At 41.5% G+C, this 13,349-nt stretch carries 13 protein-coding genes and 1 pseudogene; 2 read left to right on the top strand and 12 right to left on the bottom strand.

Translation table 11 applies throughout. From position 1 onward, the window contains the following. Positions 1-53 precede the first annotated feature (53 nt). The 12 genes and pseudogenes from hypB to CV014_RS02655 form a co-directional block, all read right to left on the bottom strand. Positions 54-899, bottom strand: coding sequence for a hydrogenase nickel incorporation protein HypB (gene hypB / locus CV014_RS02710; protein ID WP_236140614.1), 846 nt, complete (start codon positions 897-899; stop codon positions 54-56). Then, a complete protein-coding gene (gene hypA, locus CV014_RS02705) occupies positions 890-1,231 on the bottom strand; it encodes a hydrogenase maturation nickel metallochaperone HypA (protein ID WP_236140613.1) in 342 nt (113 codons plus the stop codon). Before hypA ends, hypB begins: the two co-directional genes overlap by 10 nt. An 18-nt stretch (positions 1,232-1,249) precedes the next feature. Further along, the gene (gene hypE, locus CV014_RS02700) at positions 1,250-2,353 is read right to left on the bottom strand and encodes a hydrogenase expression/formation protein HypE (RefSeq protein WP_268964455.1); all 1,104 of its coding nucleotides are present in this window, start codon (positions 2,351-2,353) and stop codon (positions 1,250-1,252) included. A gap of 88 nt (positions 2,354-2,441) precedes the next feature. Then, the gene (locus CV014_RS02695; RefSeq protein ID WP_066380276.1) at positions 2,442-2,657 is read right to left on the bottom strand and encodes a tautomerase family protein; all 216 of its coding nucleotides are present in this window, start codon (positions 2,655-2,657) and stop codon (positions 2,442-2,444) included. A gap of 53 nt (positions 2,658-2,710) precedes the next feature. Continuing rightward, entirely contained in the window at positions 2,711-3,844 is a 1,134-nt protein-coding gene (gene hypD, locus CV014_RS02690) for a hydrogenase formation protein HypD (RefSeq protein ID WP_236140612.1), read from the bottom strand. A 51-nt stretch (positions 3,845-3,895) separates the two neighbouring features. After that, positions 3,896-4,176 (bottom strand): annotated as a pseudogene (locus CV014_RS02685) (HypC/HybG/HupF family hydrogenase formation chaperone). Positions 4,177-4,256: 80 nt separating this feature from the next. Beyond that, positions 4,257-6,680, bottom strand: a complete 2,424-nt coding sequence (hypF, locus tag CV014_RS02680) for a carbamoyltransferase HypF (RefSeq protein ID WP_236140611.1) — start codon at positions 6,678-6,680, stop codon at positions 4,257-4,259. Further along, a complete protein-coding gene (locus CV014_RS02675) occupies positions 6,670-7,851 on the bottom strand; it encodes a hypothetical protein (protein WP_236140610.1) in 1,182 nt (393 codons plus the stop codon). The genes hypF and CV014_RS02675 overlap by 11 nt, the downstream gene beginning before the upstream one ends. Before the next feature lie 75 nt (positions 7,852-7,926). Continuing rightward, complete coding sequence (locus CV014_RS02670; RefSeq protein WP_236140609.1) at positions 7,927-8,403, bottom strand: NifU family protein; 477 nt, start codon at positions 8,401-8,403, stop codon at positions 7,927-7,929. Positions 8,404-8,414: 11 nt separating this feature from the next. Further along, complete coding sequence (locus tag CV014_RS02665; protein WP_236140608.1) at positions 8,415-9,395, bottom strand: hypothetical protein; 981 nt, start codon at positions 9,393-9,395, stop codon at positions 8,415-8,417. Between the two features lie 314 nt (positions 9,396-9,709). Next, positions 9,710-9,934 (bottom strand): hypothetical protein, encoded by a 225-nt coding sequence (locus CV014_RS02660; protein WP_236140607.1) that lies wholly within the window; start codon positions 9,932-9,934, stop codon positions 9,710-9,712. A 9-nt stretch (positions 9,935-9,943) separates the two neighbouring features. After that, entirely contained in the window at positions 9,944-10,210 is a 267-nt protein-coding gene (locus CV014_RS02655) for a hypothetical protein (RefSeq protein ID WP_236140606.1), read from the bottom strand. 422 nt (positions 10,211-10,632) lie between these two features. On the opposite strand from CV014_RS02655, the gene CV014_RS02650 reads away from it, so the two are divergent. Then, positions 10,633-11,595: a hydrogenase small subunit gene (locus CV014_RS02650; RefSeq protein WP_236140605.1), complete on the top strand. Its 963-nt coding sequence runs from the start codon at positions 10,633-10,635 to the stop codon at positions 11,593-11,595. Positions 11,596-11,716: 121 nt separating this feature from the next. Then, entirely contained in the window at positions 11,717-13,312 is a 1,596-nt protein-coding gene (locus tag CV014_RS02645; protein WP_236140604.1) for a nickel-dependent hydrogenase large subunit, read from the top strand. Positions 13,313-13,349: the final 37 nt, after the last annotated feature.

Below are 13,349 nucleotides of genomic sequence, written 5' to 3'. Positions count from 1 at the left end.
TAAGGACTAAAGTCCTCACTACCAACCTACTGGAATTTATGAATTTATATTGATTAAGCGTTCACCAAATTTGCACAGTGCAGAACTTTTTCTTGAAGCCATTTGTACCAACTATCTAAACCTGCACCTGTAGTTGCAGAAACTTGAAAAATTTGCATCTGAGGATTAACTTGTTTTGCATATTCTATACAACGCTGTACATCAAAATTAACATAGGGTAATAGGTCAATTTTGGTGAGAATCATAATCTCACTGGCGCGGAACATATGGGGATATTTAATCGGTTTATCTTCGCCTTCTGTCACCGAAAGAATTACAACTTTTGCCTGTTCTCCTAAGTCAAATAAAGCTGGACAAACTAAATTCCCCACATTTTCAATCATTAATACCGAGTTTAATGGCGGCTTAAGTTGTTCTAAACCCCTTTCAATCATTGATGCGTCTAAATGACAGCCTGTACCCGTATTAATTTGCACGACTTTACAGCCTGTTTCTTTAATCTTTTGAGCATCATTAATTGTTTCTTGATCACCTTCAATGACATTTATTGGTAATTGATTTTTTAAATCATTAATTGTACGAGTTAACAGTGTGGTTTTCCCCGCACCAGGAGAACTCATTAAATTTAATGCCAGAATATTACGACCCTTAAACCATCCCCGATTTTGGGCAGCTATTACATTATTCTTACCTAAAATTTCTTGTTCTAGAGATATGGTTGTTCCATGAATTTTTGCATGAACGTGAGATGCTTCATTTTCATGATCATGGGTATGGGTAATTACTGTACCATCAGGTAAAGTGTGTGTATGGTGATGGTGATTGTGTTCTATTTCCCCTGTTTCTAAGTTAGTAATTTTGCCTTCAGCATCATCAGAACAACCGCAAGTTACACACATACTTCCTCAACCTCTATTTCTTTAATTTTTAGTTCTTCACCAGTGAGAATATCTAAGTGAACGCTACCACATTTACATAGACCAAATGGTTTGTCGATGGCAATTTCTGCACCGCATTGGCGACATTTGGCTAAACCAGGAATTTCAATAATTTCTAAGGTTGCACCTTCGAGAATTGTGCCTTGAGTACAAATATCAAAGCAAAAGTTAATTGCTTCTGGCATAATTGCCGAAAGTTTGCCAATTTCTAAAGCAACTCTGCTAACTTTTGAGCCTTTGGCATATTCACTCACAATAGCGACGATATTTTGTGTAATTCCTAGTTCGTGCATGAAAATATCTACTCTTAATTAACAAATTCTGGGTAATTGCTCACCAACTAACATATCAATAATTCTTTCTGTACCGAAGGCAGTTTTTAATAAAACTACGCCGTGCGGTGAATCAATAACCTCACCAATGATACAAGCATTTTTACCAGATGGATGAGACTGCATAGCCGCTAAAACTGTTTCGGCTTGTTCACTTTTAACTACTACTACTAATTTGCCTTCATTGGCTAAATATAAAGGGTCTAATCCCAAAATCTCACACATTCCTTTCACTTCTTCCCGCACAGGAAGAGATGCTTCGTTAATACGAATACCGACATTAGAAGTTAAAGCAAATTCATTTAAAACTGTGGCTAATCCTCCTCTGGTTGCGTCGCGCATGGCGTGAATTTCGGGGGCAACATTGAGGATAGTAGCGACTAATTCATGTAATGGCTGACAATCACTTTCGATGTTCGTATCTAATGCTAATTCGCCACGGGCAATTAAAATTGCTGCGCCATGATTTCCTAGTTCGCCATTAATAATGATGGCATCGCCAGGTTGAATATTATGGGCGGAAATGTTAACGCCTATGGGGATAACACCAATTCCAGCCGTGTTAATAAATAATTTATCCGCCGCACCACGATGTACAACTTTAGTGTCACCAGTGACAATTTGCACTCCTGCTGTTTTCGCGGCAATTTTTATACTATTGACAACACGTCGCAAAGTTTCTATTGGTAATCCTTCTTCTAAAATGACGCTGCAAGTTAAATATAAAGGTTTAGCACCACTAACAGCTAAGTCGTTAATGGTACCGTTAATTGCTAGTTCTCCGATATCGCTACCAGGAAAAAATAAGGGATCTACGACATAGGAGTCGGTAGTAAAAGCGAGTCTATCACCATGTAGTAAAAGTTGAGATAAATTAAAGCTGGCTTGGTCTTCTAATTGCGAGAGAATGGGGTTATCAAAACTACTGACAAAAATATCATCAATTAAGTCGCGCATGGCTTTACCACCGCTACCATGTGCGAGGGTAATCTGTGTATCTTTGATTGGATGGTGACGACGACGATTTTGGGTGATTTTTTGTAATAGTGGGTTAGGTATTGAGTTAGTTTTTGAAACATCCATTTTTGATAATTCGCGGTTTTTAATATGGAATATTAGGGTAAGGTGAGTTACATAATTGGTAACACACCTTACTATTTATTTGTAACTTTTATCTACCTGTTTCATCGTGTCTACCACGGTGGCGATCGCAGTGTAAAATACCATTAACAGCCCAGTTTTCTCGCTCAAATTCATCGATGTGAATAGTTATCCATTCGGGCTTAGTATCTAATGCTGCAACCATCGCATTAGTAATGGCTTCTACTAAATGCCGTTTTTTTTCGATGGAGTGTCCTCTGGCAATTTTCACGGTGACAAATGGCATACAAATGTTCCTCGCAGTGTTGTTGTGTGGAGTGTATCGCTGCTTTTTGGAGGTTATGGAGATGTGACTGCTCTTTGTGGCATTGCAGTCGAAAATCTGCCATATTTATAGTATGCGGCACAAGCCCCTTCAGAAGAAACCATGCAAGTCCCAATTGGGGTTTCGGGTGTGCAAGCTGTCCCAAAAACTTTACATTGCCAAGGTTTCAGCACTCCTTTAAGAATTTCACCACATTGGCAAGCTTTGTGGTCAGCAATTTTTTGGTTAGGAATGGTAAATTTTAATTCCGCATCAAATTGGGCATATTCTGGGCGAATTTTTAAGCCGGAGTTGGGGATTTCATTTAAGCCTCGCCATTCAAAAGTTTCGCGAACTGCGAATACTTGATTAATGGCTTTTAGTGCTATTTGATTCCCCTCTTTTTGGACTAATCGATTGTATTGATTTTCGACTTCACAGCGATTTTCTACTAGTTGTTTTAATACCATCCAAATTGATTGGAAAATATCTAAGGGTTCAAAACCTGAAACAACTATGGGTTTATGATATTTTTGAGCAATAAATTTATAAGGTTCAGTGCCAATTACCATACTGACATGACCAGGCCCGACAAATCCATCTAGTTGTAAGTCTGGGTTATCTAATAATGCTTCTAAAGCTGGAATCACTAGAACGTGATTCGTAAACATACTAAAGTTTTGAATATTTTCCTCGGCTGCTTGGAGGATGGTAAAAGCGGTGCTAGGTGCTGTAGTTTCAAAGCCAATACCAAAAAATACTACCTCTTTATCGGGGTTATTTTTAGCAATTTGTAGACTATCTAGAGGTGAGTAAACCATGCGAATGTCTGCGCCTGCGGCTCTGGCTTGTAGTAGGCTATATTTAGAGCCGGGGACGCGCATGGTGTCGCCAAAGGTTGTTAAAATGACGTTGGGATTTTGAGCGATCGCGATCGCATCATCTAATCTACCCTTGGGCATGACGCACACTGGACAACCAGGCCCATGAATTAGTTCAATGTTTGCTGGTAAGATTTCTTCGATACCGTATTTAAAAATAGAATGGGTATGCCCGCCGCATACTTCCATAATTTTTATATGTTTATCTATTCGGGAACTTAATTTTTCTATTTCCCGCCGCAAGGCTTCGGCTTTTTCTGGTTCGCGGAATTCGTCTACGTATTTCATGGTTGGGGACTGGGTATTGGGTACTGGGTATTGGGTAGGGCTTTCGTTTTCTTACTCCCCCTGCCCCCTGCCCCCTGCCCCCCTGCCTCCCGTCACTAACGCGATTTCTTCTAATAATTTAAGTGTCTCTTCTGCTTCTTGTTCGTTGATTCTGTTCATGGCAAAACCAACGTGAACTAATACCCAGTCTCCTACGCATGATTCGGGGGATGTTGTTCGTCTACTATGCAGGCTATGTTTACTTGGCGTTTGACTCCACCAATGTTTACTATGGCTAGTTTTTGGTTAGTGTCGCTGATTTCTACTATTTGTCCGGGGATTCCTAAACACATTTTTATGTTCCTTGGTGGGGTGGGAGGAAGAGTTTTTATCACGCAGAGGCGCAGAGGCGCAGAGAGTAATAATAGGGGATTTAAAATTTTTTGAGGGCGGCGGTGATTAGGGCTTGTCCTAGTGATAAACCACCGTCGTTTGTGGGAATTAGGCTGTGGGTGAGGATGTTTATTTGTAGGTTTTTTAATTGGATTTTTACTAGGTTTAATAAAATTGTGTTCTGAAATACTCCTCCGGTTAATATAACTTGATTAAATGTGTATTTTTGACGCAGGCGGTTAACCATTTCTACAATGACATTCGCTAAACTTTGATGAAATTTAGCAGCTATGATTGACTGGGGTGTCTCTTGCTTAATATCATTAAGTAAGCATCGCCACATAGGGCTAGACTCTATACAATAAATACTATCTGAAAAGCTTATGTTAAAAGGGTAGTTTGCGGTTTCTTTAGGATTATTTAATGTGTGAATATCGGCTATGGCTTCAAGTGCGATCGCAGCTTGTCCTTCATAGCTACATTCTGCGGTGCAAATGCCAATAGCCGCCGCTACAGCGTCAAATAGTCTGCCGACTGAGGAGGCTAAGGGGGCATTAATACCTTTTTCCACAAGCTGATTCAGCAGTTTTATGGGCTGTTGATTTAAAAATTTTAATATTTCTAAATCAATATATTGTTGTTGGCAATCTTCCCAAAGATTAGCCGCAAGTAAATGCGCGTATGTATTCCGCCAAGGTTGATAAATTGCTTGTTCGCCGCCAATCATTGCTACTGGTTTAAAGGTGGCTATGCGTTGAAATTGGCGATAATCAGCTAGTAGAAATTCTCCTCCCCACAGTTTACCATCTGCACCATATCCTAAACCATCGCAAGCAATACCTAAAACTGGGTTTGTATCTAAGGGAATACCATTTTCTGCCATGCAAGCAGCAATATGGGCGTGATGATGTTGGATGGAATAAATGGGGAGATTGTTTGCTGTGGCGAGTTCTTTACCGAGTTTTGTTGAGAGATATTCAGGGTGTAAATCGACTGCGATCGCTTGTGGTTGGTGTTCAAATAAGTTTAAATATAAATTGAGGGTATCTTGATAAGCATTTAACGCCGCCGCATTTTCTAAATCGCCTAGATGTTGTGAGAGAATGGCTTCACCTTCTCGTAATAAGCAAAAGGTATTTTTTAATTCACTCCCCATTGCTAAAATCGGCGGGACATTCTCAAATCCTGGTGGTAACTTTAGCGGTGTTGGTGCGTAACCTCTAGCCCGACGAATTGTTTGTAATTTATCATCAACAACCCGTACAACTGAATCATCTAATCTATTCACAATCTCCCGATTATGTAAGAGAAAATAATCAGCAATGTGACATAATTTTTCTCTGGCTTCATCATTATCTATACATTGCGGTTCATCCGAAAGATTACCACTAGTTAACACAATCGGGCGATTCATCCGCCGCAAAATTAAATGATGTAAAGGTGTATAAGGTAGCATGAAACCCAGAGTATTTTGCCCTGGTGCTATGGAAGGGGCTATTGGGCATGGGGCATGGGGCATGGGGCATGGGGTATGGGATTTTTTTTCATCTGCTTTCCTAGTCCCCAGTCCCCAGTCCCCAATACCCAGTCCCTTCCTCTGCAACAATACAATAGGTGCGGCTGGGCTGTTTAATAACTCTCTTTCTTTATCGTTAACAAAGCAGTATTCTTCAATAATTGCAATATCTCGCGCCATCAAGGCGAAGGGTTTATCATAACGCTGCTTACGCTGACGTAATTTCTGTACAGCCGCCTCTTGTGTCGCATCACAAGCCAAATGAATACCGCCTATACCTTTAATAGCAACAATTTCACCCTTTTGCAGCAACGTACAAACCGCGTCTACCTCATCCAACATCGAGAACATGGAAGCCGTCACAGGTTTACCATCAGCCCGTTCTAGCCAAGCTTGGGGGCCACATACATGACAGGCTACAGGTTGGGCGTGAAAGCGGCGATTTTCGACATCGTGGTATTCACTCTCGCAATTGGGACACATGACAAACGCAGACATACTGGTGTTGCATCTGTCGTAGGGAATGGCGCGAATAATACTTAAACGGGGGCCGCAGTGGGTACAGTTAGTAAAAGGATAACGATAAAAGCGGCTAAAGGGGTCAGAAATTTCTTGCTGACATTGGGGACAAGTCGCCGCGTCAGGGGAGATTTGAGTTTTAGCAACACCGCTAACACTCCCTGAAATGACAAAATCATCAAAATTTAACTCTCCTGGATAGGGAGTTCTGACGAGTTCAGTAATTTTTGCTAGCGGCGGACATTCTGACTGTAATCTAGTGACAAATTCTGTTAATTCAGTTTCATCACCAGCTACCCGAATTAACACACCTTCCCCATCATTACAAACATCTCCCCGCAAACCGCAGGCTTTAGCCAGACGGTAAACTGTAGGGCGAAATCCTACCCCCTGTACATTACCGCGAACTCTAATTTCTTCAGTCGCCATAGTTCAACCGCCATAGCAAAATTCGGTTATTGCCAGAATCCGAGATTACCGCCGTTTTGCCACAAACTTTTATTCCGTAACACCAATTTAAGCTGTGGCGTGTGGGTGTTCCGAAGTTGCGATTTTCGCTTTTACTTTGAAAGGTGTCTTGTCCAACAATTCCATCTGCCACAGCACCCTGCAATGATAATATTGACTCTGGCTGCTTCCATCCTAGCAATCGAGAATTAGCAGTATCCGCTACTAATAACCATTCGCCAGCTACAGCTACACCATAAGGCATACTCAAACTACTAGCACTAGGGAAATAAACTCCCTGGTTCATCTCTACAACATCAAAATTTTTCTGTCCTAAAACCACTGCACAAGGGGCATTATTTTCTGTTGGTATCCCTTGCCAAATCATCACTCGATTATTACCCGCATCGGTGACAACTAAATTATCATTCCACATTGCAATATCATGACACCAACGCATACTCGCCGCCGTCGGAGAACCGCCGCCATTTTCATCACGTGATGTCATATCCGGCTGTCCTAAGACTATATCAGCAGGTTGTCCATTTTCTGTAGGTAATTGCTGCCAAATTAATAATCTTCTATTACCTGTATCAGCTACAAACAACTTACCTTGATGATATAAAATGCCATAAGGCCAGTGCATAGTATAAGCCGCAGGTTGATGACTTCCTCTATTTGGTTGATTATCAGTAAAATTAGCTTGTCCTAATACTAAATCCGCCGGAACATTGCTATCTTCTGGTAATTTATGCCAAATTAAAACCCGATGATTCCAAGCATCTGCAACTGCTAAACCTTCGCCACATACACAAATTCCCGTTGGTACACTTAAGGTATTTCTTCCTGGTGTACCTTTAGCATTTTGTCCCTCATGATAAAAATCTGGTTGTCCAATTACCCAGTCAGCAGGTTGATTATCTGTTGTGGGTAAATTACGCCATCCTAGTAAGCGATGATGTCCGGTGTCTGATACCCATAATGAGCCGTTTTCAGAGACTAAACAAGCACCACGGGGAGCAAACATTGTGGTGGGAGTTGGTGCTAGGGGAACTGCTAGGATTTCGGGATTAATAATATTACCTAAAATTACCTCTGCACCTTGGGGTGATAAGGGAAGATTAGGGGGAGTTTTTGTTAAGTCTGTATGCAAGGTTGGGGTGTGGAGTTAAATGGTTTTTATCTCACGCAAAGGCGCAAAGGCGCAAAGGAAAAAAGAGTAAAGATTCTATCTTACGGCGATTATTTTGGTGATTTCTGGGCAATATTCTTTGATGGTTTGTTCTATTCCTTGAGATAAGGTTAAGGTTGAAGTGGGACAATTACTACAAGTTCCTATTAACCTTATTTCTACTGTGTCTGGTGGTTTGATGGCTACTAATTCTACATCTCCGTTATGGCTTTGTAAGCCTGGGCGTACTATTTCTAATGCTGTTTGAACACGTTGTGAAAGTGGTAGCTGTGGCGGTTTAACTAATTCATGATAAAGCAATACAGCATAGACGATTTCATCTTTTACCGCGTTTTGTAGTGCTGGTAAAGATTCTTGCTTTACACTTTTAATTAACCGCGTCAAAGCTTCTTTATGTAAATCCTCAATCGCCCTTTTAAATCCAACAGCCACACTACGCTGACTTTCATCCCAATGAGAAATAATTGCCTCAAACCGATTAATCTCTGTCACCAATTCTTCTAAGTTAGTCATTAGTCAATATACTAATTATTCATAGTTACCCGAATTTCTGCATTTACATCTTGCAACGCCTGAGCAATTATCGCCGCTTGTTCTGTTTGTTGATATTGGCTAAATATTTCCCAAGCTGCTTGATAGTAATCTCTGGCTTGTAAAAGATTTTTAGCATTACCTAACTCTGGTTTTTCTGGGTCATCAGGTAAATTAAATAAGGCGTTAGCTTTATTTGCAATTGTGTTAGCATATTCTAAGGGGTTATCTTGAGCATTCCGCACTTTGAGAGCTTCATTATAAGCTGCGATCGCTCGCAAATTATTTTCTACAGGATGGGAACTTTGTAAATATTGCAAAGCATTACCCAGGTTATTCTGTAACATCGCATATTCTCTGGGATGCTCAATTAAGTTAATCTGTTTTAAAGCGGCTTCAAAAGTTTGTACAGCCAAACCTTCACACAAATTTTGCTGTTCGGGATTTCCAGACATAGACAGATAGGCGATCGCAATATTATTTGCCAAAATCGCGTATTCTTGAGGATAATCTTGGCTGGTAAATACCCGCATCGCCTCCTGATAAATGGCGATACTATCTGTAATCTTCGCCAAATTAAACGGTACTAGAGACTGTAACACCAGTCCCAAATTCATCTGTGCTTCCGCAACTTCCACCGGTGCAGCTAATTGCTGTAATATTGGCAATGCAGACTCATAAGCAGCCTTCGCCTTAAGTAATAATTCCACACCCCCATCAGGAATTGACTTTAAAGCCCCCGCCATCCCAGCTTGCGATCGCGCCTTCCACAGAGGATAATCGTTATCACACAGTTTATCAGCCTGTTGATATAACTCCACCGCATTCCATAAATCCTGCGGAGTTTTCGGCTTTTTTTGTAAACCTTGCGCCAATTCAATCAGCATTTGAATTTTTTCTGCTGTCGTTGCTGATTCTGATGTAATAGCCGCCAGCGCAGCTTTAACTGTGGAATCTGTGATGCTGGGAATCACGTTGCTTTACTCCAAATCCGAAACTCAAAATCAACAACTGCTAGAAAATAGTAACTATCTTCCGTCAGCAATAGAATGAAAATTAGTTTAACCCTCTAGTTCTCAAAAAAATGAGGCTATTTTAACAAAAACTTCCCCTTGTTTACAAACCTATAGCAATAGAAAAACTCTGTGTACCTCTGTATTTAAAAGTCTGATCACCGGCTTCCAGTGATCAGACTTTTCGCTGCGCTAACCTCAGCATATTTTCCCGTTTAAACAAGATAATACTTAGCGCATCCGCACACAGAAAAAACATCACACCCTAATGAATATCACTTCATTTTGAAATCCTTCAGCAGAAAAGGCATTAACACACCTGTAGTTAAACTAGCAGCAGTAATTGGTAAACACAAAGGAATTTCTAATTGACCAAGTAACACAAGTACAAGTAAACCAAAACCTACACCAATTGAAGCCTGTTGAATAAAGTACAAAGGGTCACGTATAAGTTTACCCTTGAAAAATAACTTAGCAGAAAACCAGCCTAATTCAAACATATTTATCTCCTAGAAACGACTCAAGAAATTTAGAATAGCCAGCCCCACAACTACGGCGGGAATTGTCCCAGTTGGTGCGAATAATGCTCCCAAAGTGGCTGAAAATACATAACCTATTTCTTTCCCAGCAAGTATCATCCCGCCAACTGCACCAGCAACCATCGAAATAATTGTGGCAATAATTAACCACAATAATCCTGTTACTAAAGTTAAGTCACCCGCTACCATACTTGTGAGAAATGCACTAACGTGTGGGTCATGGAAAAATTCATTCATGTTTCCTGATTCTCCGTAGAATATTCATTTCTATCATCTTCAAAAAGTATATTTATTTACACAGAGTGGGAATTAATGAAGCGGAATTCCCTTGCTATTGGGAAATGATGACTTAAGAATTTCAGACATCAATTCTGTAATATAAAACATTATAATTCCGAAATTCCAGAGGGTAATTGCCATTTGTAGTGTCTATTTTAAACACCCATAATTTATAATCAAAATCTGTAGTTTAATTTACTTTTTCTTGGAGATAGGATATAGACTTTATTTTTAGTTAAACATTAATTTTTATTTAATAAAAGCAAATTATTTAAAAAAAATCAGTTATTTTTAAAATTAAAACTAAATATATCAGGTGAAACTCTACAAGCGTACACACCTGCGTCATCAGTGGTAAACAATAGACAAATTAATAGCCAATGACTAACGTACTCTGGCTGCAAGGTGGTGCTTGTTCGGGCAACACCATGTCTTTTCTTAATGCCGAAGAACCGACAGTCTGCGATTTAATCGCTGATTTTGGCATTAAGGTACTATGGCATCCTTCCTTGGGATTGGAATTAGGTTACAATCTCCAAACCTTACTGTGGGACTGTATTCTCGGTAAAATCCCCCTCGATATCTTAGTATTTGAAGGGACGGTAATTAATGCCCCCGATGGTACAGGTGAGTGGAATCGATTTGCCGATCGCCCGATGAAAGATTGGCTAGCTGACTTATCAAAAGTCGCTAGGTTCGTTGTAGCCGTAGGTGATTGCGCCACTTGGGGAGGAATCCCCGCCATGTCACCCAACCCCAGCGAATCCCAAGGGTTGCAATTTCTCAAGCGTCAGGAAGGTGGCTTTTTAGGTAAAAACTTCGTCGCCAAATCAGGATTACCAGTCATTAATATACCTGGATGTCCAGCACACCCCGACTGGATTACGCAGATATTAGTGGCGATCGCTACCGGACGCATTGCAGACATCGCCCTCGATGAATTGCACCGTCCCCAAACCTTCTTTAACACCTACACCCAAACAGGTTGTACTCGTAACGTCCACTTTGCCTACAAAGCCACCACCGCCGAATTCGGTCAACGTAAAGGCTGCTTATTCTACGACTTGGGTTGTCGTGGCCCCATGACCCATTCCTCTTGCAACCGCATCCTCTGGAATCGCGTTTCCTCCAAGACTCGCGCCGGAATGCCCTGTTTAGGCTGTACAGAACCAGAATTTCCCTTCTTTGACCTACAACCAGGTACAGTCTTTAAGACTCAAACCGTCATGGGAGTTCCCAAAGAATTACCCCCAGGAGTCAAAACCAAAGACTACGCCCTACTTACAATGGTCGCCAAAAATACAGCCCCAGACTGGGCAGATGAAGACTTTTTTACTGTTTAGTCACTAGTCAATAGTCCATAGTCAATAGTCCATAGTGCAAACTCTTTGACTGTTGACTAATGACTAATGACTAATAACTAATGACTAATGACTGTTGACCGTTGACTATGGACTAATCATCATGGGAATACAAACATTAGACATCTCGCCCGTCGGTAGAGTCGAGGGCGATTTAGACGTTCGTGTAGAAATTGCAGATGGTCAGGTAGTTAACGCCTGGACACACGCCGAACTATTTCGCGGCTTTGAAATTATCTTACGCGGTAAAGACCCCCAAGCCGGGTTAATTGTGACACCTCGTATTTGCGGTATCTGCGGTGCTTCACATTTAACCTCTGCCGCTTGGGCATTAGATACAGCCTGGGGTACAGAAGTCCCCCGCAATGCCATCTTAGCTAGAAACCTCGGTCAACTTGTTGAAACAATCCAAAGTATCCCCCGCTACTTCTATGGATTGTTTGCCATTGACTTGACTAATAAAAAATACCGCAGTAGCCGCTACTATGATGAAGCCGTCCGTCGCTTTGCTGCTTTCACAGGTAAATCCTATGAATTGGGTGTGACAATTTCCAGTAAACCCGTAGAAATTTACGCCCTATTCGGTGGACAATGGCCTCACAGCAGTTATATGGTGCCTGGTGGTGTGATGTGCGCCCCCACTTTGACTGATATCACCCGCGCTTGGGCAATTTTGGAATATTTCCGCACCAATTGGCTAGAACCTGTATGGTTGGGTTGTTCTTTAGAACGCTACGAAGAAATCCAAACTTACGACGATTTCATGGATTGGTTGGATGAAGATATCAAACACCGTGAGTCAGACTTGGGTTTCTATTGGCGCATGGGTTTAGATATTGGCTTAGATAGATATGGTGCAGGTGTAGGTAAATACGTTTCCTGGGGATATCTACCTCACGAAGATAAATACCAAAAACCCACTATTGAAGGACGTAATGCTGCTGTCATTATGAAAAGTGGTGTGTACAACAGCTTTAGCGATACACATACTTTAATGGATCACACCTTCGCTCGTGAAAATACCACCCATGCTTGGTATGACGAAGGGACAAACAACGTTCACCCCTTTGACCGCACCACTACACCCACCCAGAAAAATCATAAAGACTTCAACAGTGCTTACTCTTGGGCGACTGCGGTATTACATGAAGACTTCGGCCGCTTGGAAGTCGGCCCCCTCGCCCGTCAGTTAGTTGCAGCTGGTCAACATGGAGAATCTTGGCAGCACTATGATGGGTTTATCCTAGATGTCTTCAAAAAAATGGGCGGTGCTAGTATTCATGTGCGCCAGCTAGCACGAGTTCATGAAATTGTCAAGTTATACCGCCAAGCCGAAAGATGTTTGCGCGAGTTCGTTTTAAATGACCCCTGGTATATTAAACCCAAGGAAAAAGACGGCCGTGGTTGGGGTGCAACAGAAGCATCACGGGGTTCTTTGTGTCACTGGGTAGATATTGAAGAGGGCAAGATTAAGAATTACCAAGTTATTGCTGCTACTTCTTGGAACGTCGGCCCCCGTGACGGGAATGGTATCCGTGGCCCCATTGAGGAAGCTTTAATTGGGACACCCATTGAAGATTCTACCGATCCTGTGGAAGTAGGACACGTAGCGCGATCGTTTGATTCTTGTCTGGTGTGTACTGTTCACGCCCATGATGCGAAGACAGGCGAGGAGTTGGCGCGTTTTCGCACTGCGTAGTTGAGAGACTTTAACGCAAAGTGGCGCAAAGGTATGC

The organism is Nostoc sp. CMAA1605 (assembly GCF_021596505.1).
Lineage (GTDB): Bacteria > Cyanobacteriota > Cyanobacteriia > Cyanobacteriales > Nostocaceae > Trichormus.
The sequence above is the reverse complement of the archived record's forward strand: the minus strand, read 5'-3'. Positions and strand labels throughout refer to the sequence as shown.